The sequence below is a fragment of the Lysinimonas soli genome (assembly GCF_042655435.1).
Classification (GTDB): domain Bacteria; phylum Actinomycetota; class Actinomycetes; order Actinomycetales; family Microbacteriaceae; genus Lysinimonas; species Lysinimonas soli.
On sequence record NZ_JBHSMG010000001.1, the window covers coordinates 399528 to 423903 of the forward strand.

Annotated in this window: 20 protein-coding genes; 13 read left to right on the forward strand and 7 right to left on the reverse strand. The window is 68.5% G+C overall.

Features of this window, described 5'->3' with window-relative positions:
* Positions 1 to 13: 13 nt before the first annotated feature.
* Positions 14 to 2914: an aminomethyl-transferring glycine dehydrogenase gene (gene gcvP, locus ACFPJ4_RS01940; protein ID WP_386738602.1), complete on the forward strand. Its 2901-nt coding sequence runs from the start codon at positions 14 to 16 to the stop codon at positions 2912 to 2914.
* Positions 2915 to 2949: 35 nt separating this feature from the next.
* On the opposite strand, the gene ACFPJ4_RS01945 is transcribed toward gcvP, so the two are convergent.
* Complete coding sequence (locus ACFPJ4_RS01945; protein WP_386738603.1) at positions 2950 to 3465, reverse strand: peroxiredoxin; 516 nt, start codon at positions 3463 to 3465, stop codon at positions 2950 to 2952.
* Positions 3466 to 3510: 45 nt separating this feature from the next.
* Positions 3511 to 4302, reverse strand: a complete 792-nt coding sequence (locus ACFPJ4_RS01950) for a CPBP family intramembrane glutamic endopeptidase (RefSeq protein WP_386739754.1) — start codon at positions 4300 to 4302, stop codon at positions 3511 to 3513.
* A gap of 424 nt (positions 4303 to 4726) precedes the next feature.
* Between ACFPJ4_RS01950 and ACFPJ4_RS01955 the strand changes: the two genes are divergently transcribed.
* The 3 genes from ACFPJ4_RS01955 (at position 4727) to ACFPJ4_RS01965 (ending at position 9155) form a co-directional block, all read left to right on the forward strand.
* Positions 4727 to 6379: an ABC transporter family substrate-binding protein gene (locus ACFPJ4_RS01955; protein ID WP_386738604.1), complete on the forward strand. Its 1653-nt coding sequence runs from the start codon at positions 4727 to 4729 to the stop codon at positions 6377 to 6379.
* Positions 6380 to 6498: 119 nt separating this feature from the next.
* A complete protein-coding gene (locus ACFPJ4_RS01960) occupies positions 6499 to 8046 on the forward strand; it encodes an ABC transporter permease (RefSeq protein WP_386738605.1) in 1548 nt (515 codons plus the stop codon).
* Positions 8043 to 9155: an ABC transporter permease gene (locus tag ACFPJ4_RS01965; RefSeq protein ID WP_386738606.1), complete on the forward strand. Its 1113-nt coding sequence runs from the start codon at positions 8043 to 8045 to the stop codon at positions 9153 to 9155. Before ACFPJ4_RS01960 ends, ACFPJ4_RS01965 begins: the two co-directional genes overlap by 4 nt.
* Positions 9156 to 9160: 5 nt before the next feature.
* Here ACFPJ4_RS01965 and ACFPJ4_RS01970 read toward each other — a convergent pair whose 3' ends face one another.
* Positions 9161 to 9751: a PH domain-containing protein gene (locus ACFPJ4_RS01970; RefSeq protein ID WP_386738607.1), complete on the reverse strand. Its 591-nt coding sequence runs from the start codon at positions 9749 to 9751 to the stop codon at positions 9161 to 9163.
* 56 nt (positions 9752 to 9807) lie between these two features.
* Here ACFPJ4_RS01970 and ACFPJ4_RS01975 point away from each other — a divergent pair, with 56 nt between their 5' ends.
* From ACFPJ4_RS01975 to ACFPJ4_RS01990, 4 genes are all read left to right on the forward strand, one after another.
* Complete coding sequence (locus ACFPJ4_RS01975; protein WP_386738608.1) at positions 9808 to 11469, forward strand: dipeptide ABC transporter ATP-binding protein; 1662 nt, start codon at positions 9808 to 9810, stop codon at positions 11467 to 11469.
* Positions 11470 to 11500: 31 nt separating this feature from the next.
* Complete coding sequence (locus ACFPJ4_RS01980) at positions 11501 to 13339, forward strand: ABC transporter family substrate-binding protein (protein ID WP_386738609.1); 1839 nt, start codon at positions 11501 to 11503, stop codon at positions 13337 to 13339.
* 115 nt (positions 13340 to 13454) lie between these two features.
* The gene (gene typA / locus ACFPJ4_RS01985) at positions 13455 to 15368 is read left to right on the forward strand and encodes a translational GTPase TypA (RefSeq protein ID WP_386738610.1); all 1914 of its coding nucleotides are present in this window, start codon (positions 13455 to 13457) and stop codon (positions 15366 to 15368) included.
* Positions 15369 to 15467: 99 nt separating this feature from the next.
* Positions 15468 to 15950 carry a hypothetical protein gene (locus ACFPJ4_RS01990; RefSeq protein WP_386738611.1) on the forward strand — a complete coding sequence of 161 codons (483 nt, stop codon included), beginning with the start codon at positions 15468 to 15470 and terminating at the stop codon, positions 15948 to 15950.
* Here the strand turns inward: ACFPJ4_RS01990 and efeB are convergent.
* Genes efeB through efeU form a run of 3 tightly spaced genes read right to left on the reverse strand, consistent with a single transcriptional unit; the run spans position 15947 to position 19418 of the window.
* The gene (efeB, locus tag ACFPJ4_RS01995; RefSeq protein ID WP_386738612.1) at positions 15947 to 17248 is read right to left on the reverse strand and encodes an iron uptake transporter deferrochelatase/peroxidase subunit; all 1302 of its coding nucleotides are present in this window, start codon (positions 17246 to 17248) and stop codon (positions 15947 to 15949) included. The genes ACFPJ4_RS01990 and efeB overlap by 4 nt on opposite strands.
* Entirely contained in the window at positions 17245 to 18477 is a 1233-nt protein-coding gene (gene efeO / locus ACFPJ4_RS02000) for an iron uptake system protein EfeO (protein WP_386738613.1), read from the reverse strand. The genes efeB and efeO overlap by 4 nt, the downstream gene beginning before the upstream one ends.
* Positions 18478 to 18515: 38 nt before the next feature.
* Positions 18516 to 19418: an iron uptake transporter permease EfeU gene (efeU, locus tag ACFPJ4_RS02005; protein ID WP_386738614.1), complete on the reverse strand. Its 903-nt coding sequence runs from the start codon at positions 19416 to 19418 to the stop codon at positions 18516 to 18518.
* Positions 19419 to 19530: 112 nt separating this feature from the next.
* Between efeU and ACFPJ4_RS02010 the strand changes: the two genes are divergently transcribed.
* The 5 genes from ACFPJ4_RS02010 (at position 19531) to ACFPJ4_RS02030 (ending at position 23380) form a co-directional block, all read left to right on the forward strand.
* Positions 19531 to 19932 (forward strand): hypothetical protein, encoded by a 402-nt coding sequence (locus ACFPJ4_RS02010; RefSeq protein ID WP_386738615.1) that lies wholly within the window; start codon positions 19531 to 19533, stop codon positions 19930 to 19932.
* Positions 19933 to 19960: 28 nt separating this feature from the next.
* Complete coding sequence (fdxA, locus tag ACFPJ4_RS02015; protein ID WP_386738616.1) at positions 19961 to 20281, forward strand: ferredoxin; 321 nt, start codon at positions 19961 to 19963, stop codon at positions 20279 to 20281.
* 22 nt (positions 20282 to 20303) lie between these two features.
* Positions 20304 to 21404: a succinyldiaminopimelate transaminase gene (dapC, locus tag ACFPJ4_RS02020; protein ID WP_386738617.1), complete on the forward strand. Its 1101-nt coding sequence runs from the start codon at positions 20304 to 20306 to the stop codon at positions 21402 to 21404.
* Positions 21405 to 21458: 54 nt separating this feature from the next.
* A complete protein-coding gene (locus ACFPJ4_RS02025; RefSeq protein ID WP_386738618.1) occupies positions 21459 to 22757 on the forward strand; it encodes a citrate synthase in 1299 nt (432 codons plus the stop codon).
* An 83-nt stretch (positions 22758 to 22840) separates the two neighbouring features.
* Positions 22841 to 23380, forward strand: a complete 540-nt coding sequence (locus tag ACFPJ4_RS02030; protein WP_386738619.1) for a hypothetical protein — start codon at positions 22841 to 22843, stop codon at positions 23378 to 23380.
* A gap of 29 nt (positions 23381 to 23409) precedes the next feature.
* On the opposite strand, the gene dapD is transcribed toward ACFPJ4_RS02030, so the two are convergent.
* Positions 23410 to 24342: a 2,3,4,5-tetrahydropyridine-2,6-dicarboxylate N-succinyltransferase gene (gene dapD, locus ACFPJ4_RS02035; protein WP_386738620.1), complete on the reverse strand. Its 933-nt coding sequence runs from the start codon at positions 24340 to 24342 to the stop codon at positions 23410 to 23412.
* Positions 24343 to 24376 lie beyond the last annotated feature (34 nt).

Here is a 24376-nt window from a genome sequence, read left to right on the forward strand (position 1 = left end):
GCGCACCGCTTTCATGACCGACCAGTTCGCCGATCGTCACATCGGCACGGATTTCCTTGCGCAGTCGACCATGCTCGAGGCGGTCGGCTACGCCACCGTCGACGAGCTGATGGATGCCGCGGTCCCCACCGCGATCCGGGTCGCCGAGGGCGCCCCCACCAGCATCCCGGCCCCCGCGACCGAGCGCGAGGCCCTCGCGGAGCTGCGCGCGCTCGCCGCCCACAACACGGTGCGACGCTCGATGATCGGGATGGGCTATTACGGCACCATCACCCCCGCCGTCATCCAGCGGAACGTGCTCGAGAACCCGAGCTGGTACACCGCGTACACGCCCTATCAGCCCGAGATCTCGCAGGGCCGGCTCGAGGCGCTCATCAACTTCCAGACCATGGTCACCGATCTGACCGGACTCGCCACGGCGAACGCCTCGATGCTCGACGAGGGCACGGCGGTCGTCGAGGGGATGCTGCTGGCGCGCCGGGCGTCCGGCTCGGCTTCCCGGGTCTTCGTGGTCGACAGCGACCTCTTCCCCCAGACCCGCGCCGTGCTGCGCGGTCGCGCCGAGGCGGTCGGCATCGAGCTGGTGGAGCTGCCCCTGGCGTCGACCCCGGCCTGCGAGCTGCCCGAGAGCTTCGGCGTCGCCATCCAGTACCCGGGCGCCTCCGGCCGGGTCTGGAATCCCGCGGCCGTCGTCGAGGCGAGCCACGCGCACGGCGGCCTTGCCGTCGTCGCGGCCGACCTGCTCGCGCTCACCCTGCTCACCGCCCCCGGCGAGTTCGGCGCGGACGTCGCCGTCGGCACCAGCCAGCGCTTCGGCGTCCCGCTCGGATTCGGCGGGCCGCACGCGGGATACATGGCGGTCGCGGCCGGTCTCGAGCGTCAGCTCCCCGGTCGCCTGGTCGGCGTCTCGCAGGATGCGGACGGCTACCCCGCGTACCGGCTCTCGCTGCAGACGCGCGAGCAGCACATCCGCCGCGAGAAGGCGACGAGCAACATCTGCACGGCGCAGGTGCTGCTGGCCGTCATGGCCTCGATGTACGCGGTCTACCACGGCCCCGGCGGCCTCACCCGGATCGCGAGCGAGGTCGCTCAGCGCACTGCGGGCTACGCCGAGCGGCTGCGCGCCGTGGGCATCGAGCTCGAGTGCGACAGCTTCTTCGACACCCTGACCCTGCGCGTTCCGGGCCGGGCCGCCGAGCTGGCGGCCGCCGCCCGCGAGCGGGACGTGCTCGTGCGGCTGGTCGATGCCGACCGGCTGTCGATCAGCTTCGACGAGGTGAGCGCCGAGCGCACCAGCAGCGGAGCCCTGCCGCCGGTCGAGGCGGTGCTCGACGCCGTCTTCGGCACGAACGGGGGAGCGGGGTTCGCCGACGCGGCCATCCCCGTCGAGCTGCGGCGCACGAGCGACTTCCTGACGCATCCGGTCTTCGCGACGCATCACAGCGAGACCGCCATGATGCGCTACCTGAAGTATCTGGCCGACAAGGACTACGCCCTCGACCGCGGCATGATCCCGCTCGGCTCCTGCACCATGAAGCTCAACGCGGCGACCGAGATGGCGGCCGTCAGCTGGCCGGAGTTCGCCGACATCCACCCGTTCGCTCCCGCTGCGGATGTCGAGGGCTACCTCGTGATGATCTCGCACCTCGAGACCTGGCTCGCCGAGGTCACCGGCTACGACACGGTGTCGCTCCAGCCCAACGCGGGCAGCCAGGGCGAGCTGGCAGGCCTGCTGGCGATCCGCGGCTATCACCGGGCCCGTGGCGACCTCGGACGCACCACCTGCCTGATCCCCTCGAGCGCCCACGGCACCAACGCCGCGAGCGCCGTGCTGGCCGGCATGAAGGTCGTGGTCGTGGCCTGCGACGAGCTCGGCAACGTCGACCTCGACGATCTGCGCGCCAAGATCGCGGCGCACGCCGACGATCTCGCGGCGCTCATGGTCACCTACCCCTCGACGCACGGGGTGTACGAGCACGAGATCCGCGCGATCACGGATGCCGTGCACGAGGCGGGCGGGCAGGTCTACGTCGACGGCGCCAACCTCAACGCCCTGCTCGGCTATGCGCGCTTCGGCGACTTCGGCGGGGATGTGTCGCACCTGAACCTGCACAAGACCTTCTGCATCCCGCACGGCGGGGGTGGCCCGGGGGTGGGACCGGTCGCGGCGAAGGCGCACCTGGCGCCCTACCTGCCGGGGCATCCGCTCGCGCAGTCGAGTGCGCACCCGGCGTTCGACCTCGCGACCGGTGCGGCGGGGGACTACGAGCACCTCGGAGCCCCGGTCTCGGCCGCGCCCTATGGCTCGCCCTCGATCCTGCCGATCAGCTGGGCCTACGTGCGCATGATGGGCACCGACGGCCTGCGCCGTGCCACGGGGGCCGCCGTGCTGGCCGCCAACTACGTCGCCGCCCGCCTGCGTGCGCACTTCCCGGTGCTCTACGCGGGCGAGAACGGGCTGGTGGCGCACGAGTGCATCCTCGACCTGCGTCCGCTGCGCGACGCGACGGGGGTGACCGTGGATGACGTGGCCAAGCGACTCATCGACTACGGCTTCCACGCGCCCACCATGTCGTTCCCCGTCGCGGGCACCCTGATGGTCGAGCCGACCGAGAGCGAAGACCTGGCCGAGCTCGATCGGTTCGTCGAGGCGATGATCGCGATCAAGAGCGAGGCGGATGCCGTGGCATCCGGAGTCTGGCCGGCCGACGACAACCCGCTCGTGCACGCACCGCACACCGCGGCCTCGGCGATCATCGGCGAGTGGACGCACGACTACACCCGCGAACAGGCCGTGTACCCGCTGCCGGGGCTCGTCCACCGCAAGTACTGGCCCCCGGTGCGACGCATCGACCAGGCCTACGGCGATCGCAACCTCGTCTGCGCCTGCCCGCCCGTGGAGGCCTTCGCCTGACCGCCGCCTGACATACCGGCCGCGCCCGAGACGGGTCAGGCGGGAGGTGTGAAGGCGAAGGCGTCGCCCGCAGGTGCCGGGAAGAGGCGCAGGATCTGGTCACGGATCTCGGACGCCCGGCGGTAGGTGAAACCGATCATGGCGACGTGCTTCCACCGGATGATGCCGTCGCCGTCGATGATGAAGACCGCGCGTCGCAGCATCCCGCCCAAGGCGACACCGTACGCCGAGCCGACGCCGTCGCGGTGGTCGGCGAGCAGCGGGAAGGTCAGTCCGTTCTTGCGCGCGAACTCCTCGTGGCTCTCGACGCCCTGCAGACTGATGCCCCACACGTCGGCGCCGAGCGACTCGAAGCCCTCGAAATCGTCCTGGTAGCTGCACAACTGCTCGGTGCACACCTTGCTCGAGTCGAGCGGGTAGAAGGCCAGGACGACAGGCGCTCCCCGGCGGCCCGCGAGCGAGTACTCGGCGTGCTCGTATCGCCCGTCTGCGAACCGGATGCCCGGAAGCGTGAACTCCGGCGCCCGGTCACCGATTTCCAGTGCCCCCACATCGTCATCCTAGGTCGCCGGAACCCGCCACGTCGTACGTGAGGGCTACTTCACCACCCCGAAGAGCTCCGGGAACGTCGCGACCGCCCACGGATACCCCACGAAGATCGCCGCATCGATCACGAAGTGGGCGATCACGAAGGGGAGCACCCGCTTGCTCCGAGAGAACAGGTAGCCGAACAGCAGCCCCATCAGCACATTGCCGACGAAGGCGCCGAAGCCCTGATACAGGTGGTAGCTGCCGCGGAGGAGGGCGGCGGCGACGATGATGCGCCAGCGTCCCCAGCCGAGCTCGCGGAGGCGCTCGAAGAGGTAGCCGAGCACGATGACCTCCTCCAGGAGACCCGCCCGGAACGCGGAGAGCAGCAGCACGGGCACCGTCCACCAGTGCGAGCTCAAGCCCGCGGCGTCGACGGTGACGCCGAGATCGAGCGCCTTCGCAGCGAGGTACACCCCGATCCCGGGGATGCCGATGACCAGCGCGAGCGCCAGCCCGCGCCAGGCGTCCCCGAAGGGTCGTCGGGCGTCGATTCCGAGTCGAGCGAGATGCGGCCGGCCGCGGTTCCAGAGCAGGAAGCACACCAGCAGTACGGGGACGACGTCGAAGACGAGCCCGAGCAGCTGGTAGATGAGGTCGAAGACCTCGCGATCGTTGAGGCTCGGATTGAGCGTCGCGGTCTGCTGCGAGAGGGGCTTGGAACGGGTCAGGCTGTCGGCGAGCGAGACGATGGCGTACACCGCCGACTGGCCGAGCGACAGCCCGAGCACGAGGGCGATCTCCCACCAGAGGCGTCCGCGATCCGGTCGCAGGTCGACGCCGACCGACGTGGGGCCGATCGCCTCGCCGTTGGAGGATATCGACAACCCGGATGCCCGCACCCGCCCGATGCTACGCCGCGCGCCCCGGCCGTTTTCGCGGCTCCGTTGCGATTCGCCGCACGATTCCGTCTTATCGCGCGCTATTCATGCAAAGAATCAGCGCGAACGCAACAATCCTCAGACCTCGTTTCCGCCGTGTAACGATTCCCCCTAGGGTTTTGCGAGGCCGTCGCCCCCTCTTTAGGGTCGAGGTATCCAGCGCGGCGCGGGAGCCTGCTCGCGCGCCGTCACATCTTGCACAGGAGGAACATTGAAACTCAGACGGGTTTCTCTCGTCGGCGCAGTCGTCGCCGCGGGAGCTTTGGTACTGGCGGGTTGCGCCGCAGGCGGAGGCTCCGAGGTTGTCAGCGGTACTTCGATCAGCGTGGCGCAGAACTCGGCGATGAACACGATGAACTCCTTCACCGCCACCAACTACGCGACGTACAACTCGAACGTCTCGTACCTCTACCAGGGCGTCGGCTTCAACTACTACGACAACAGCCCGAAGCTGGTGAAGAACCCCGCGTTCGGCACCTACAAGAAGCTGTCGGACAGCCCACTCACGGTTCAGTACACGATCAACGATGGCGTCAAGTGGACTGACGGCACCCCTGTGGACGCGGCGGACATGATCCTCGCGTGGGGCTCGAGCATCACGAAGTACAACGACCCCAAGGGTGTGAACTTCGGCTCGATCAACGCCGGCTCCGGGTTGGACTACGTCACGAAGATGCCGAAGATCGGCAGCGACGGGCGCACGATCACGCTCACCTACGACAAGCCGTACGTCGACTGGGAGATCCTGCCGGCCATCACGCCGAACATCCCTTCGGCGGTTCTGTGGGAAGAGGCCGGGATCGACAAGAAGACCGGCAAGGACGCTCAGGATGCCGTCGTCAAGGCCTTCAAGGACGACGACACCTCGACCCTGACCAAGCTCGCCAAGATCTGGAAGACGGGCTTCGACATGACGTCGACCCCGAAGGACGCGAAGCTGCTGACGACCTACGGCCCCTACAAGGTCCAGAGTCTGACCAAGCAGTACGTGACCCTGGTCTCGAACCCGGACTTCACGTGGGGACCCAAGCCGAAGATCGCCAAGATCACGGTGCGCTTCATCCCCGACCAGACCGCACAGGTTCAGGCCCTCCAGAACGGTGAGCTGAGCGTGCTCTACGGTCAGGCCACCGCCGACACCGTGTCGGCGCTGAAGGGTGCATCGGGCATCAAGTCGACGACCACGCCGACCGCCACCTTCGAGCACGTCGACCTGACGTTCAACAACAACGGCCCGTTCGACCCGGCGACCTACGGCGGCGACGCTCAGAAGGCTCTCGAGGTTCGCCAGGCGTTCTTCAAGGTCATCCCGCGTCAGCAGATGCTGGAGCGCCTCATCACGCCCATCTCGCCCAACGTGAAGCTCGACGACTCGTCGCTCTTCCTCCCGGGTCAGCAGGGCTATGACGAGTCGGTCAAGAACAACGGTTCGTCGGACTACCAGACCGTGGATGTGGCGGCCGCCAAGGCGCTTCTGGCCAAGGCCGGGGTGACCGGACCGGTGACCGTGCGCTTCGCGTACGCGAACGACAACCCGCGTCGTCAGGGCGAGTTCCAGTTGATCCAGGCCTCGGCCAAGGACGCCGGATTCAACGTGGTCGATGTCGGCAAGCCCGGTGCGGACTTCTTCGGACCGGACGGAATCGGCTCGGGCAAGTACGTCTACGACGCCACCGTCTTCGCCTACCAGCTCTCCTCGGGCTCGGTGACCCAGAGCCAGGCGAACACGACCACGGGCAACGCGTACAACTACCAGGGCTACTCGAACACCAAGGTCGACGCGCTGTGGCAGAAGGCCGCGACCGTGACCAGCTCGGCGGATGCCATTCCGCTGCAGCAGCAGATCGATGGGTACCTGTGGAAGGACGCGTCGACCCTGACGCTGTTCCAGCTGCCGGACGTGTCGGCATGGTCCTCGAAGATCTCGAATGTGTCGGATGCTCCTTACAGCCCGAACATCTTCTGGAACTTCTGGGAGTGGACTGAATCCAAGTAGTCACGTGACGGTTTGACCGTCGCTGCGGGTCGGGGTCGTGCGTTGAGCACGGCCCCGACTCGCGACGTGCTCCACTTGCGGGTATCGTCCCGTCCACCAGCCGAACAGAAAGCCGTTACGTGGTCTCGTTCATCGTCCGGCGATTCCTGGCATCCCTCGCGGTGCTGCTCGTCGCCTCCTATCTCGTCTACATCTTGGCCGCCAACGCCGGCGACCCTCTCGCCGACATCAAAGAGACGAGCCTCCCCGCGGCGCAGAAGGACGCTCTGATCCAGCAGCGGATCGCGCAGCTGCATCTCGATGTGCCGCCCTTCTTGCGCTACTTCATCTGGCTCGGCGGGGTGCTCGGCGGATTCCTCGGCCGCTTCACGCTCGGCGACACCATCGATGGCCAGCACGTCACCGACGCCCTCGGCTCGGCCATGGGACAGACGCTGCAGCTCGTCACCACCGCGTTCATCATCGGCATCATCGTTGGGGTCACCGTGGGCATCGCCACGGCTCTGCGCATCTACTCGACGTTCGACTACGTGACGACCTTCATCGCGTTCCTCTTCTTCTCCCTACCCGTGTTCTGGGTCGCCGTGATGCTCAAGCAGTTCGCGGCCATCAACTTCAACGACTTCCTCGCGAGCCCGGAGATACCCCCGCTCTGGATCGGTGTCATCGCGCTGGTCTCGGGGATCGTCTGGATGGGCATCATCGGAGGCGGGTGGCGACGGCGCCTTCTCGTCTTCGGCGTCGCGGTGCTCGCCGCGGTCGGCGTGTTCACGTACACGAACCTCACCGGATGGTTCAACAACCCGTCGCTGGGCCCGGTGGTCACCCCGGCACTCGCGGTCGGCGCCGCCGTGATCGTGACCGTGCTGTCGACCGGATGGTCGAACAAGCGGGCGCGGTGGACCTCGCTGAGCGTGGCGGTCGGCATCTCTCTGGTGCTGTACTTCCCGCTGCACCTGTTGTTCGAGCAGTTCGGCCTCGTCAACCTCCCATCCGTGATCGCCCTCGTCGTGCTCCTCGTCGTTCTGGGAGGGCTCGCCGGCTGGCTGTGGGGCGGTAACGACCGACGTCCGCAGATCCGCACGGGTGCCCTCACGGCCCTGTTCGCGACGCTCATCGTCCTGCTGGACCGCTTCATGGGCTCGTGGGGCATCTACTCGAGTCAGGTGGCCAACGGCCGCCCGATCTCCACGGTGGGGGCGGGCACGCCCGACCTCCAAGGATCGTTCTGGATCACCGGAATCGACAGCTTCACCCACCTGCTCCTGCCGACGATCGCCCTGGTGCTCATCTCGGTGGCCAGCTACAGCAGGTACGCCCGCTCGAGCCTGCTCGATGTCTTGAACCAGGACTACATCCGCACGGCCCGCGCGAAGGGTCTTACCGAGCGCACCGTCATCATGCGGCACGCCTTCCGCAATGCGCTGATTCCGATCACCACGGTGATCGCGCTCGATCTGGGTGCTCTGATCAGCGGCGCGGTGCTCACCGAGACGGTGTTCGCCTGGTCGGGCATGGGCGCGCTCTTCGTGCAAGCGCTTCAGCGGGTCGACCTCAACCCGCTCATGGGCTTCTTCCTGGTGACCGCGGTCACCGTCATCGTGTTCAACTTCCTCGCCGATCTCGTGTATTCGGCTCTCGACCCACGGATCCGGGTGACCGCATGACCCTTGGACAGCTCAACCCAGGCGGAAGCGACGCCGGCACGCCCGGTGGCGAAGACCCGCGCAACGTCGCCAACCTGCAGGCGGCCGGCGTGCTGGACAACGCGGAGGCCTCGATCGAGATGCGTGAGGTCGAGGGCCTCAGCCTCGGCCGCATCGTATTGCGGCGTTTCCTCCGTCATCGTGCGGCGATGGCGAGCCTCATCCTGCTGCTGATCGTGATCGTGTTCGCGTTCAGCTCGGAGGGCATCGACGCCTTCGGCATCCGTCTGCCCGGGTGGTGGAGGTGGGACTACGCCGCGGTGCCCGACGTCATCAACCAGGGCCGGCCCACGCTGTCGCTCGTTCCGCTGAACTGGGGCATCCACCCGTTCGGCCAGGACTCCGTCGGGCACGACATGTTCGCCCAGGTGATGCGCGGTACTCAGCAGTCCCTCATGATCGTCTTCGTCGCGGGGATCGTCTCCACCGTCATCGGGGTCACCCTCGGTGCGGCTGCCGGATACTTCGGCGGCTGGATCGACTCGCTCCTGATGCGCGCCACCGACATCTTCATCATCGTGCCGCTCTACCTGATCGCCGCGATCGTGGGGCACACCCTGGTGGGTGCCGGGTCGGTCGTGCTCGCGATCTTCCTGGGAGTCCTCGTCTGGACCACCCTGGCCCGACTCGTGCGCGGCGAGGTGCTCGCCCTGCGAGAACGGGAGTTCGTCGAGGCCGCGAAGGTGGCGGGAGCCTCCGACTTCCGCATCGTCTTCCGGCACATCCTGCCCAACACGGTGGGCGTCATCGTCGTGTCGGCGACCCTCACGATGTCGGCGACGATCCTGACCGAGGCGGCGATCAGCTTCCTCGGCTTCGGGGTCCGCGCCCCCGACACCTCCCTCGGACTCATCATCAGCAACTACCAGTCGGCGTTCTCGACCCGTCCCTGGCTGTTCTGGTGGCCCGGTCTGTTCATCGTCATCATCGCGCTGACGATCAACTTCATCGGTGACGGGCTTCGCGATGCCTTCGATCCGCGGCAGCGTCGCGGCCTCAACCGGCGAGCACGTCGCGAGCGCGCGCTCGCGGTCGACCACGTCCCAGAGCCGGTCGGGAGCGAGTCGTGAGGCTCCTAGGGCCAGAGCGCGCCGGTCAGGGTCGCGACCGTCAGCGCACCGACGACGGCAACCGCGGGCCAGTTCCAGCTGGTCGTGACACCGGCACCCTCGACCGCTCCCAGCACGCCCTCGTCGCGGTAGGCCTCCCACTGACGCACGACGAGGCTGCGCGCGAGCTCGTTGCCTCGGCTCACGCCGCGATCGTTGATCGACACGCGGTTGTAGGCGTCGCGACGCATTCGTCCCAGCTGGCTGGCTGGGCCGGGCGCCGGGGCGGCCCAAGCCGTCACCCGGCCCCCGGCGGTGTCGATCGTCAGCGACCACCGCGTCTCGATGTCCACGATCGCGGGCCAGGAGATGCGCCGGGTTCGCAGGGGATTCACGATGCGAAGGTCCGCGGGACTCAACTCGACCCGCGGCATCCAGAACAGCACGAATGCGCCCGCGCCCACCAGCATCACCGCCGGGGTTGCGCGGAGGGCCACGTCCCATCGCGCCGACACGAGCAGCGAGACTTCGATGAGCACGCAGATGGCGATGATCACCGCGGCGAGAACGCGCGACGCCACGGGATAGAGCACGGTCTGCTGGGGCCCGACGGTCATCCTGACATTCTCGCCCGCCCGGCCGCCCGCTTCGACCACCCGACAGGATCCATTCGATGACCACCACCCCCGCAGCGCAGCCCGCCGCGCCGATTCTCGAGGTATCGGAACTCAATCTCGACTTCTGGGTCGACGGCAGTTGGTACCCCGCTGCCAAGCGATTGAGCTACGACGTCAAGGCCGGCGAAGTGCTGGCGATCGTCGGCGAGTCCGGCTCGGGCAAGAGCTCCAGCTCGATGGCCCTGCTCGGCCTCACCCCGCAGAACGGTCGGGTCAGCGGCAGCGCCAAGCTCGGAGGCCGTGAGCTGATCGGAATCCCGGAAGGCCGGCTGCGCGCCATCCGCGGTAAAGACGTCGCGGTGATCTTCCAAGAGCCGATGACGGCGCTCAACCCGGTGTACACGATCGGCTTCCAGATCGCCGAGAGCCTGCGAACCCACCTCGACATGACCCCGGCCGATGCGCAGCGTCGGGCGATCGAATTGCTCGAGATGGTCGAGATCCCGAACCCCGAGGGCACGATCCGCAAGTACCCGCATCAGCTGTCGGGAGGACAGCGGCAGCGGGCGATGATCGCGATGGCGATCTCCTGCGATCCGCTGCTGCTGATCGCGGACGAGCCCACGACGGCCCTCGATGTGACCGTCCAGGCCGAGATCCTCGACCTGCTCCGCAACCTCAGGACACGCCTGAACAGCGCGATCATCATCATCACCCACGACATGGGGGTCGTCGCCGACCTGGCCGACAAGGTCATCGTCATGAAAGACGGGGCGATCGTGGAGTCCGGCGACGTCAACGCCATCTTCACGGCGCCGACGCAGCCCTACACGCAGGAGCTCCTCGCGTCGGTACCGCACCTGCGCATCGGTGCGACCGACATCGCGCCGACCACGCGGTCGGGTGAGCCCGTCCTGCGGCTGTCGGACGTGGTCATCGAGTACCCGAAGCGCGGCCGGGTGCCCGCCTTCCGCGCCGTCGAGGACTTCAACCTCACGATCCATCCCGGCGAGGTCGTTGGGCTGGTCGGGGAATCGGGTTCCGGCAAGACGACCGTGGGTCGCGCCTCCGTCGGACTGCTCCCGATCGCGGAGGGGTCGCTGATCGTTCAGGGAGCGGATCTGGCGACCGCGTCACGGGCGAAGATGCGCGAGATCCGACGCACGATCGGCATCGTGTTCCAGGATCCGGGTTCCTCCCTCAACCCGCGGTTCCCCATCGGGCAGTCGATCGGTGAGCCGCTCCTGTTGTCGGGAAGGGCCGCGGGTGCGGAACTGAACGCGCGCGTCGAGGAGCTGCTCGACCAGGTCGAGCTGCCGCGGAGCTTCCGCAACCGCTACCCGCACGAGCTCTCGGGCGGTCAGCGTCAACGCGTCGGCATCGCGCGGGCGCTCGCCCTCCGGCCGTCGCTGCTGGTGGCCGACGAGCCGACCTCGGCACTCGACGTGTCGGTCCAGGCCCGCTTCCTCGATCTGCTCCAGAACCTGCAGAAGCAGTTGCAGTTCGCCTGCCTGTTCATCAGTCACGATCTCGCGGTGGTCGACATGCTCTCCGACCGCATCGCTGTGATGAACAAGGGGCGCCTCGTCGAGGTCGGAACGCCGGACCAGATCCTGCGCAACCCGAAGGATCCGTACACCCAGCGGCTCATCGCCGCCGTGCCGGTTCCCGATCCGCACGAGCAGCGCGAACGTCGGGAGCAGCGCCGGGCGAGCTGATCCCGGCCGGCCCTCGCCTAGGCTCGAACGAGTGACCGGTCGACGCAGTTTCGTGGTGCTGGGGGTCGCCGCCCTCATCTCGGCGGCGCTCGTCGGGTGCACGCCGCAGACCATCCTGGTGGCCGGCAGCGAGGTGCGCGTCGCGGTGTCCGACCCGTTCACCTCGCTCAATCCGGCGACCTCCTACGGGCGCGGCTCGGTCACGAACGGCCAGCTGGCGCAGTTGACGACGACCGGATTCGCCTACCCGGACGACCACTACGGCACGGTCGTCGACGGCTCGTTCGGTTCGGCGACTCTCGTCAGCCGCGATCCGCTCGTCGTCACCTACCGGGTGAACTCGGGCGTGACCTGGTCCGACGGCGCGCCGGTCGACGCCGCCGACCTGCTGCTCGCCTGGGCGGCGAACTCGGGCGCGCTCAATACGCCCGGATTCGACGACTCGAGGTACGTCGACCCGGCCACCGGGCGCTACACACGCTCGTTCCCGAAGAACGTCGTGTTCTTCGACGGGGCGATCGGATCCGGCCTCGAGAAGGCGCGCGCGGCCCCGCTGGTCGGTTCCGACGGGCGCTCGATCACGGTGACGTTCGGCTCCTTCGATCCGGACTGGAAGACCGCGCTCGACCCCGGGGTGCCCGCGCACGTGCTGGGCTCCGAGGCCCTGGGAGTCGCGGCATCCGATCCGAAGGCGGGCAAGAGGGCAGTGCTCGACGCGATCGAGAAGAGGGATGCCACCAGGCTCGGTGCGCTCGCCCGGTTCTGGAACGACGGCTTCAATCTCGACGCCACGCCGAAGGACCGTCGCCTGCTGGTGTCGGACGGGCCGTACACCGTGTCCCGTATCGTCGCGGACCGGGTGACCCTGAGCGCGAATCCGCGCTACGCGGGCGACCGCCGACCCGCCTTCGCGAAGGTCACCGTGCGCGTCTCGACGGATCCGCTCGAGACGGCGAAGCTGCTCGCGTCCCGAGCCGTCGACATCGCCACCGTGCAGCCGAGCGCGGCGACCGTGAGCGCCCTCGGAGCGATCTCGGGCGTCACGGTGACTCCGGGTACCGAAGCGCGCTTCGAGCACCTCGACCTGCAGTTCGCCGACGGCAGGAACGGCACCTTCGGCGACGCGAGGGTGCGCGAGGCCTTTCTCAAGGTCGTTCCGCGCGCGCAGATCCTGCGGCAGCTGGGTTCCTCGGGCGGGGGCCGAGCGACCCTGCTGGACTCGTTCTCCCTGCGTCCCGGCGCGTCCGGCTACGCCGCCTCGGTCGCCCGTAACGGATCGGCCGCCTACCGTTCGACCGACATCGATACGGCGAAGCGGCTGCTGGCCCAGGCGGGGGTGTCGAACCCGCAGGTGTGCGTGCTCTACGACCCGACGAACCCGCGACGCGTCACCGAGTTCCAGCTGATCCAGCGCAGCGCCGCCCGCGCCGGATTCGTCGTGACCGACTGCTCGAGCGGCGACTGGCAGGGGCTGCTGGGCGTCGCCGGCGCGTACGACGCAGCCCTGTTCGCGTGGGACACCACGCGGCTGGGCCCGGCGGCGCAGAGCCTGGTGTTCCGCAGCGGATCGCGCCTGGCCAACTTCAACCGCTACTCCGACCCGAAGGCCGACGCGCTGATCGACCGGGCGGTGGCGACGGATGATCCGGCGACGCAGACCTCGCTGCTGAGCGAACTCGACGCCCGGATCTGGGCGGCCGGCTACGGGGTCCCGTTGTACGCGTATCCGACTCTCACCGCCGTCGACGACCGCGTGACGGGGGTGACACGCTCGCCCTTGGCCGGATCGATCTTCTGGAATGCCTGGACCTGGAAACCCGCTGCAGTGACGACGTCCCACCCCGGCGGCGGAGCCTCTCCCGGGCCCTGATCAGGTGTTCCCGCCCTTGGTCGGCTAGAATGAAGGGTCCGCGGCCCGCTGTCGCGCCGCATCTCATCTTCCCCGGTGCATTTCGGGGCCCTCCTTCCTTTCTCGAGGTATTCCCATGGCCAGCGCCACCCGTTCTGATCTGCGCAACGTCGCGATCGTCGCCCACGTCGACCACGGCAAGACGACCCTGGTCGACGCCATGCTGCGGCAGACCAACTCCTTCGGCGAGCATGCGCACGTCGACGAGCGCGCCATGGACTCCAACGACCTGGAGCGCGAAAAGGGCATCACGATCCTCGCCAAGAACACCGCGGTCACCTACAAGGGCCTGCACGCGACCGAGGGTCCCGTCACGATCAACGTCATCGACACCCCCGGCCACGCCGACTTCGGCGGCGAGGTCGAGCGCGGGCTGAGCATGGTCGACGGCGTCGTGCTGCTGGTCGACGCGAGCGAGGGCCCCCTGCCGCAGACCCGCTTCGTGCTGCGCAAGGCGCTCGAGGCGAAACTGCCGGTCATCCTGCTGGTGAACAAGACCGACCGACCGGATGCCCGCATCGACGAGGTCGTCGAAGAGAGCCATGACCTGCTGCTGGGTCTGGCGAGCGACCTGTCAGACGACGTCCCCGACCTCGACATCGATGCCCTGCTCGACGTGCCCGTCGTCTACGCTTCAGGGCGCAACGGCGCTGCGAGCTGGAACAAGCCCGAGAACGGCACGCTGCCCGACAACGACGACCTCGAGCCGCTGTTCGAGGCGATCCTCAAGCATGTGCCGGCGCCCGAGTACGACGACCAGGCCCCGCTGCAGGCCTGGGTGACCAACCTCGACGCCTCGCCGTTCCTCGGCCGCATCGCGCTGCTCCGCGTCTTCTCCGGGACCCTCAAGAAGGGCCAGACTGTCGCCTGGGTGCGCCACGACGGCTCCCACTCCAACGCCCGCATCACCGAGCTGCTGAAGACCCGCGCACTCGAGCGATACCCGGCGGAAGAGGCTCACGCCGGTGACATCGTCGCCATCGCGGGTTTCGAAGACATCACCATCGGCGAGACGATCGCCGACCCAGACGACGTGCGGCCGCTTCCCGCCATCACGGTCGACGAACCGGCGATCTCGATGACCATCGGCACCAACACCTCGCCGATCGTCGGCAAGGTCAAGGGACACAAGCTCACCGCGCGCATGGTCAAGGACCGTCTCGACCGCGAACTCATCGGAAACGTGTCGCTCAAGGTCGTCGACATCGGTCGCCCGGACCAGTGGGAGGTGCAGGGGCGCGGCGAGCTGGCCCTCGCGATCCTGGTCGAGAACATGCGCCGTGAGGGCTTCGAGCTCACCGTCGGCAAGCCGCAGGTCGTCACCAAGAAGGTCGACGGCAAGACGCACGAGCCGTTCGAACAGTTGACCGTCGACACCCCCGAGGAGTATCTCGGCGCGATCACGCAGCTGCTCGCCGCCCGGAAGGGCCGCATGGAGGGCATGACCAACCACGGCACCGGCTGGGTCCGCATGGAGTTCATCGTCCCCTCGCGCGGCCTGATCGGCTTCCGCACCGAGTTCCTGACCATCACCCGCGGCGCCGGCATCGCCAACGCGATCTCGCACGGCTACGAGCCGTGGGCCGGCGCCATCACGACCCGCGTGAACGGATCGATCGTCGCCGACCGTGCCGGCGTCGCGACACCGTTCGCCATGGTCGCTCTGCAGGAGCGCATGTCGTTCTTCGTCGAACCGACGCAGGAGGTCTACGAGGGCATGGTGGTGGGCGAGAACTCGCGCGCCGACGACATGGACGTCAACATCACCAAGGAGAAGCAGCTCACCAACATGCGGCAGTCGACGGCCGACAACTTCGAGCGGATGACCCCCTCGCGGCGGCTCACGCTCGAGGAGTGCCTCGAGTTCGCCCGTGAGGACGAGTGCGTCGAGGTCACACCGGAGGTCGTGCGCATCCGCAAGGTCGAGCTCGATCAGAGTGCCCGCGCCCGCTCGGCGTCGCGGATGAAGCGGCAAGAGGCCTCCGTCTGACGGCTCTCCTGCGGCTCCGGAGTGCGGAGTCGTCGTTGTCGACGGGGCATCTCGGCAATACACTGTGCGCGTATCGCCACGCCGAGAGATGAGGACCTCATGACCACGTCGCGTACCCGCGCACGCCTGCCCATGATCGCCACGGCGGTGTCCGTCGCCCTCGCGGTTCCCCTCCTGCTCTCGGGCTGCAGCCTGATCCACCTCCCGGGGTCCGGCGGCGGAGGGGTCTCGATCCCCGGAGTGGGCTCCGTGGGCAGTGGCAAGCTGCCGAGCGATTTCCCGTCGGACGTCCCCGTCATCAAGGGAGACATCGTCTCGGGACTCTCGGTCGGCAGCGGCAAGGACAAGGTCTGGAACGTGACGGTGAAGGTCTCGGGCATGAACGCCTTCGACGACATCAAGAAGGCGTTCGGCGACGCCGGCTTCACCGACGGCGGACTGTCCGGCACCACCAGCGACAGCGCGACCGGCACCTTCACCAAGGGCGACTTCAGCGCGCTCGTCGTCGTCTCGAAGGCCGACGAGAAGACCGGCTGGGTGGCGAACTACACCGTCTCGAGCACGACCAAGAGCAGCGGCTAGGCGAACAGGGTCGCCCCGATCGATTGCCCGGCCCGCGCGCCGGGCGGGACCGCGAAGATCGCCGAGCCGACGTGCTTGATGTACTCGTTCATGGCGTCATCGGCGAGGTTGTGCTGCACTCGGATGAACTGCTCGGGTGAGCGCTGGAACGAGATGAAGAACAGCCCGGCATTCAATCGCCCGAGCTCGTCGTTGCCGTCGACGAAGTTGTAGCCCCGCCGCAGCAGCCGGGTTCCCTTGTTGAAGTCGGGGTGGGCGAGCCGGACGTGCGACTGCGCGTCGATCTTCGTGCTGCCGTCGGCCCGCCTGGCGTGGAAGTCGGGTTCGGTGAACTCCGTTCCCCCCGAGAGCGGTGCTCCCTCTCCCTTGTCGCGGCCGATCACGCGCTGCTGCTCCCCGAGTTGGGTGTGATCCCAGTTCTCGATCACCATGCGGATCTTGCGGGCCACCAGGTAGCTGCCGCCGGCGAGCCAGGCGGGCCCGTCGCTCGCCGACACCCACACGTCGTCGTCGACGGCGGCGGTCTCTTCGGCCTTGATGTTGGCGGTGCCGTCTTTGAATCCGAACAGGTTGCGGGGGGTGGTCTGCGCCGTCGAGGTGGACGAGGTGCGCCCGAACCCGAGCTGCGACCAGCGCAGAGCCGCACGACCGAAGGCGATGCGACTCAGATTGCGGATCGCGTGCACCGCAACCTGGGGGTCATCGGCACAGGCTTGAACGCACAGGTCGCCGCCGCTGGCGGCCGCGACGAGCAGATCCCCGCGGAAGTGCGGTAGCTCCCTGAGCAGCGGGGGAGTGCGCGCGGCGATACCGAAGCGGTCGGTGCCGGCGGCATCCCGGAACAGCGTGGGTCCGAACCCGAAGGTGATGGTGAGGCCGCTCGGCGGCAGCCCCAGGGCTTCCCCGGTGTCGTCGGGGGGCGCGAGCAACTCGCCGTCGACAGCACCGTCGCCGATCGTCGAGCCCTGGGTCAGTCGCGCGGCCGCGGCGGTCCAATCGGACAGCAGCGAGATCAGGTCGGCGCGGGTCGCGGTCGACGACATGTCGAACGCCGCGAAGTGCAGCCGATCCTGACTCGGCGTGACGATGCCCGCCTGATGCGCGCCGTGGAATGGATAGCGATTCGACGAACCGGATGCACCGGACAGCGCCGCGGCCGTCGTCAGGGCCCCCGCGCCGCCGCCGAGCGCGAGACCGGCGACGCCCGCGCCGGCGAGACCGAGCAATCCCCGGCGGCTGAGCGCCGCCTTCGTGTCGGATGGGCCCGTGTCGGGGAGCGTCGTGTCGGGGGTGCTCATCCGGCGGCAACTCCGAGCACGGTGTGCGTCAGCCGCGAGAGGGGCTCGGCGAGCGCGTTCACCTGGTCGGAGAGCTCCTTGCGCTGGGCGTCGGTGACCTGGTCGTACGGCGTGAAGCCGGCGTCGATGCTGCCGTAGCGGGCCAGCAGCCCGTCGAGCGCGGCGAACTCCTTCGTGATCGTCGCGACCAGCTTCGTCCCCGCGGAGCCCGACGCGGTGGCCAGGGCCGTGACGTTGCCGAACGCCACCTGGGCGCCCTGCACGTTGGCGGCGAAGTCCGAGAGGTCGGTGTGCGACCACCAGTCCTCCTCGCCCGTGATCTTGCTCGAGGCGACCTCGTCGAGCAGTCCGATCGCTCCGTTGCTGATGTCGGCGAGCGTCACAGAGAAGCTCTTGGCCGAGACCAGCGTCGAGAGCTTCTGCACGTCGCGGATGAGCCCTTGCCCGAAGACGGTGCGCTGCGCCGGGGTGGATGGCGACCAGCCGGTGGCTGCGTCGGCCCCGTCGGCGTTGAGCGCACCCGCCGTCGGCGGCCAGAGGTCCTTCTCGATGCGGTGGAATCCGGTCCACGAGAGGCCGTCGGCGGTGGCGTCGACCTCCCGGTAGTCGATCTTCGGGTCGAGGTCGCCGAACGCCTCCGCGGTCGGCTCGATCCGCTCGTAGTGGGCGCGCGTCGACGCGTAGAGGGCTCGTGCGGCGCTGTCGTCCCCCTTCTCGTACGCGGCGACGAAGGTCGTGACGGCGGGCAGCAGCTCGGCCGTCTGCGAACGGACGTAGGCGACGTAGCCGGTCACGGCCTTCGCCGTGAGCTTCTTGGTGTCGCCCGTGACCGCGACCTTGTCGCCCGTCACCGTGAACTCCGCGAGCCCGACCGGCGCACCCACCTGCTGGAATTTGCACGCCGTGTAGTAGGTGCCGGGCTCGAGCTGAGCGACGAACGAGACCGTCTGGCCGGGCGTCACGTTCTCCTTCTCACCGACGATGCGGAGCTTGTCGTCGGCGAGGATCTCGAACTCGTTGACGTCGGTGCCCGCGTTGGTGAGGGAGAAGGCCACGCTGCCCGAGGTGGCGGTCGCGGCCGAGACCGCGCAGCCCGTGTCGGTCATCTTCACGCTCAGGGCGCGTGCGGATCCCGCGTTGGGCACGCACCCGGCGAGGGCGAGGGTGACGAGGGCGGCGGCAGCGGCGGCTGCGCCGGGGCGCGGGCGAAGGCGGGGGCGGCTGGGCATGGGTCTCCTGGGGAAAGGGGGTGTGACGGCGAGGAGGACTAGGCGCGGGGGACGGCACGCACGGCGTGGGCGTCGTCGGCGACGGCATCGATTCCGTCGGATGTCGTGATCGGGGGCGTCGACGCACCGCGCGGTGAACGTGTGGCGAAGCTGACGCGCAGGAAGAGCGTGAGCACGACCGCGATGTAGAGCAGCCACACGATGACCCGGGCCCAGCTCGGCTCCGGGGTGAAGTTGAACACTCCCGAGAGCACGATGCCGTACCAGCTGGTGCTCGGAATGACCCCCGACAGGTTGTAGGCCACGGCGTCCGCACCCGGGATCCAGCCGGCCTCCTGCAGGTCGCCCACGCCGTAGGCGAGCACCCCGGCGGCGACCACGACGAGGAAGGCGCCGGTCCAGAGGAAGAACTTGCTCAGATTGATGCGCACGAGCCCGCGATAGATCAGGTACGAGACCACCACCGAGAGGGCCAGGCCGATCGCGGCCCCGATCGTGCCGAGCACGGCGCTGCCGCTGGAGGTGATGCTCGCCCAGACGAACAGGGCGGTTTCGACGCCCTCGCGCCCGACGCTCACCACTCCGAGTACGACGATGCCGAGTGCCGACCCGGTGATCGCGGAAGCGAGCCGGGACTGAAGCTCACCCTTGAGGTGCCGGGCGTGGCGCGCCATCCAGAAGATCATCCAGGTGACCAGGCCGACCGCGACGATCGACAGCGAGCCGCCGAGCGCCTCCTGAGCCTGCGAGCTGAGTCCGTACGGGCCGAAGGTCAGCAGCGCCCCGACCCCGAGCGAGATCGCGATCGCGGCCGCGATGCCGATCCAGAGCTTCGGCAGTACGTCGGTGCGGCCGATCTTGCGCAGGTAGGCGACGAGGATGCCGACGACGAGGCCGGCTTCGAGGCCTTCGCGCAGGCCGATCAGTGCGTTCGCGAGCACGGGATGCTTTCTGTGGAGTGGTTCGGGAGGGGTTGGCGCCTTTGGTGAGGCTAGCCTAACTAATCCAACCCTAACCGCGGCGGGCTAGTGTTGTCCACCGGAGGATCCCGCCATGCAGCAGATGTCCAGCCCCGCCGATCCCGAATCACTCGGGTTCGGTGCCACCGCGCTCAGTTGCGTCTTCGCGGGCCTGGCCGGCGTCGTGGTGGGTGTGATCACGACGTTCACCCACGAGCAGCTCGCGCCGTGGGGGCTCGTGGCGGGGCTGGCCATCGTCGCCGCGCTCGTCGGGGGATTCCGGTTGGTGTTCGACAGCCGCGTCGTCGGTGCCGCTGCCGCACTCGGGGTGATCGGCGCGAGCTTCGTGCTCACCCTTCCCGGTGCGGGCGGCGCGGCCCTCGCCCTGAGATCGGCGCTCGACTGGGCGTGGCTCGCGGGACCGGCGATCCTGTCGGCGATCGTGGTGGCTTCACCGCGCCGGCGTTCCCGCGGCCCTCTTCCGAGCGCGGAGTGACGCGCTGAGCTCCACCTAGAATGGGGGAGTGACCTACGTCATCGCTCTCCCCTGCGTCGATGTGAAAGACCGTGCCTGCATCGACGAGTGCCCCGTCGACTGCATCTACGAGGGCGATCGGATGCTCTACATCCACCCCGACGAGTGCGTGGACTGCGGGGCTTGCGAGCCGGTGTGCCCCGTCGAGGCGATCTACTACGAAGACGACCTCCCCGAGAAGTGGGCCGATTACTACAAGGCGAACGTCGAGTTCTTCGCCGAGGTCGGCTCGCCCGGCGGCGCCGCGAAGGTCGGCGTGATCCCGGGCGACCACCCGATCGTCGCGGCACTTCCGCCTCAGGGCGCGTAGCCGACGACGCCGGTCCGACCCCGTGGCCCTCGACCTACCCGACTTCCCCTGGGATTCGCTCGTTCCCTACGCGGAACAGGCGCGCCGGCATCCCGATGGCATCGTCGACCTGTCGGTCGGCTCGCCGGTCGATCCGACCCCGTCGATCGTCCGTGATGCTCTCGTCGCGGCGGCGGATGCCCACTCCTACCCCCTGACCGCCGGGTCGCCCGCCCTGCGCGAGGCGATCGTCGACTGGTACGCGCGCCGTCGGGGCGTGACGCTCGGGGTGGCGAACGTGCTGCCGACGATCGGATCGAAGGAGCTGGTGGCCTGGTTACCGGTGATGCTCGGTCTTCGACCGGGAGACGTCGTCGTGCATCCGTCGGTCGCCTACCCGACCTACGCGGTCGGAGCGGCCCTCGCCGGTGCGACCGCCCTGGCCTCCGATGATCCGGATGACTGGCCCGCCGAGACGAAGCTGATCTGGCTGAACAGCCCCGGCAATCCCGACGGCCATGTCGACGATGTCGAGGTGCTGGCGCGGGCGGTCGCCCGCGCGCGGGGACTCGGCGCCGTGATCGCGAACGACGAGTGCTACGCCGAGCTCGACTGGACGAGCGAGCGTCCGAGTCCCTCGATCCTCGATCCACGGGTGATCGGCGACAGCAGGCGCCTGGTGCTCTCGGTCTACTCGCTCAGCAAGCAGTCGAATCTCGCCGGCTATCGAGCTGGATTCGTCGCCGGCTGCTCCGAGCTCATCGCCGAGCTGCTGACGGTGCGCAAGCACGCGGGCATGATGCCGCCGGCTCCCGTTCAACAGGCGATGATCGCCGCGCTGGGCGACGACACTCACGTCGCGGTGCAGCGCGAACGCTATCGTGCGCGACGCGGATTGCTGCGCTCCGCGTTGGAGGCGGCCGGATTCCGCATCGACGAGAGCGGTGCCGGCCTCTACCTCTGGGCGACCCGCGGAGAGGACGCCTGGGCGACGGTCGCGGCGCTCGCCGGGCTCGGCATCCTGGTCGCGCCCGGTCCGTTCTACGGCGCCGGCGGGGCCGGGCACGTGCGGGTCGCGCTCACGGCGAGCGACGAGCGGATCGCCGCTGCGGCGGCCCGATTGGGCGGACTCTCCAAAAGCTGAGCCCGGCCTTTGGCGGGTGCGGCAGTGGTGTCTCGCACCGAATAGGCTGTATCCGTGAACGACGCGATCGGCGATCCCGAGAAGGTCACGTTCTCCCATAAGGGGACGACGGCCGAGTTTCCCGTGTTGGCCGCAGTCGACGGCAAGGACAGCGTCGACATCGCGAGCTTCACGAAGCAGACGGGTCTGACCACACTCGACCAGGGGTTCGTCAACACCTCGTCGACTCGCAGCGCGATCACCTACATCGACGGCGACGCCGGAATCCTGCGCTATCGCGGGTATCCGATCGAAGATCTGGCCCGCAACTCGACCTATCTCGAGGTGGCCTGGCTGCTGATCTACGGCGAGCTGCCCACGGCGAGCGAACTGGCGGAGTTCGAAGAGAAGATCCGCCGTCACACTCTGCTGCACGAAGACCTGAAGCGCTTCTTCTCGGCACTGCCGCACACGGCGCACCCCATGTCGGTGCTCTCGTCGGCGGTGTCGGCGCTCTCGACCTACTACGAGGACTCGCTCGACCCGCACAACCCCGAGATGGTCGAGATGTCGACCATTCGCCTGTTGGCCAAGCTGCCGGTGATCGCGGCCTACGCGCATAAGAAGGCGCTCGGGCAGGCCTTCCTCTACCCCGACAACTCCCTGAATTTCGTCGACAACTTCCTCAAGCTCAACTTCGGCAATCTCGCCGAGCTCTACGAGGTGAACCCGGTGCTGTCGACGGCGCTCGAGCGCCTGCTGATCCTGCACGAGGATCACGAGCAGAACGCGTCCACCTCGACCGTGCGACTCGTGGGATCGACCGAGGCCAACATGTTCGCCTCGATCTCGGCCGGCATCAACGCCCTGTACGGCCCGTTGCACGGCGGAGCGAACGAGGCAGTGCTCTCGATGCTCGCCAAGATCCGCGACTCGGGCGAGACCGTGCAGCAGTTCGTCGACCGGGTCAAGCGCAAAGAGGACGGCATCCGGCTGATGGGCTTCGGTCACCGGGTGTACAAGAACTTCGACCCCCGAGCGCGTCTGGTCAAAGAGAGCGCCGACGAGGTGCTCGCCGACCTCGGAGTCAAGGACCCCCTGCTCGACATCGCCAAGGAGCTCGAGCAGGTCGCCCTGGCTGACGACTACTTCGTCGAGCGCAAGCTCTACCCCAACGTCGACTTCTACACCGGCGTCATCTACAAGGCGATGGGCTTTCCGCCGCGCATGTTCACGGTGCTCTTCGCGATCGGCCGGCTTCCCGGTTGGATCGCGCACTGGCGCGAGGCGAATGACGATCCGGCGACCAAGATCGGCCGTCCCCAGCAGCTCTACGTGGGGCCGCCGGAGCGCCGCTGGCCCGAGGGGCGCTGACGGGCCTCTTCGCGCGACTCCGTCGGCGGCTGTGGCCGCCTCGTGCCGATGTCGGCACCTTCGTGCACCCCGTCGATCGGCCGATGCCGTCGGCGGATGAGCAGATCGATGACGGCCTGCTCGTCTGCCTGTCGGCGGTGCGACTCGCGGTGACCAACCGGATCATCGTCGACACGGTGCGCGACGGCATGGATCATGACGACGATCGACTCATCGAGTCGGCGCGGGCGGAACTGCTGCGGCTCGCCGCCGAGAAGCGCGACGAGACCCGACGGGTGGTCGAGATGCGCTCAGGGGCGGTGCAGAAGTGGGGTCAGCCGAGTTCGTCGGCCGACTATCGGATGGCGGATGCCGATGCTCTCGCCCGCCGCGCCGAGGTGTCCACGGGCCTGGCCGAGCGTCTGGAGGCGATGGCGGGCGACCCGGTGGCGGTGCGTTCGCTCGCCGACCGCGCCCACCAGGCGGCTCTCGACGAGTTCGCGACCTCGGTCGAGCTGCTGGCGCAGCGGATGGGTGCTCACGACATCCCCGTCACTCAGGACGACCGGCGCATCCGCAACAACCGGCTCGACGAGCTGCGCGACGACCTCAAGGAGCTGCGGCGGCAGCGCGCCGAGCGGTAGGCGGCGGCGCAGGGCGACCGTTCCCCGGATCAGGCGTGCAACTGGGCGTTGAGCACGACGGCTCCGCCGGAGCGCGGGAGGGCCTCGACGGCGCCCGTGAGCGAGTTGCGCCGGAAGAGCAGGCCGGCCACGCCGCTCAGCTCGGCGGCCTTCACATGACGCGGTTCGGCGTCCGGAACCAGCAGGGTCACCTTCGTACCCGCGGTGACGTAGAGCCCCGCCTCGACAACCGAGTCGTCGCCGATCGAGATGCCGACCCCCGAGTTCGCCCCCAGCAGGGCGCGTTCGCCGATCGTCACGCGCTCGGTCCCCCCGCCGGAGAGGGTTCCCATGATCGACGCGCCGCCGCCGACATCGGAGCCGTCGCCGACGACGACGCCCTGCGAGATGCGGCCCTCGACCATGGAGGTGCCGAGCGTTCCGGCGTTGTAGTTGACGAAGCCCTCGTGCATCACGGTCGTGCCGGGGGCGAGGTGCGCTCCGAGCCGCACGCGCGAGGCGTCGGCGATGCGCACCCGCTGCGGGACGACGTAGTCGAGCAGGCGCGGGAACTTGTCGATGCCATGAACCGAGATGCCGGCGCGCTGCAGGGCCGGACGCAGCCGGGCGTAGGCCTCGGGCAGCATCGGCCCCGCCGTCGTCCAGGCGACGATCGGCAGGCAGCCGAAGATGCCCTCGAGGTTGATGCCGTTGGGCCGCACGAGCAGGTGGCTCAGCAGGTGCAGGCGCAGGTACGCGTCGGCCGTGGATGCCGGAGGGGCATCCAGCTCGATCACCGGCGTCACGATGTCGACGGCGACCTCGCGCCGGTCGTCGGCGCCCACCCAGCGCTCGAGCTCGGCGGGGGCGAGGTGCTGGCTATTGGCGGGCGGTGCGCCGAGCTCGGGGGAGGGGAACCAGGTGTCGAGCACGGTTCCGTCGGCGGCGATGGTGGCGAGCCCGTGGCCCCAGGCGGTGGTCATGCACTCAGGGTATCGGCGTGCGCAGACCATAGGC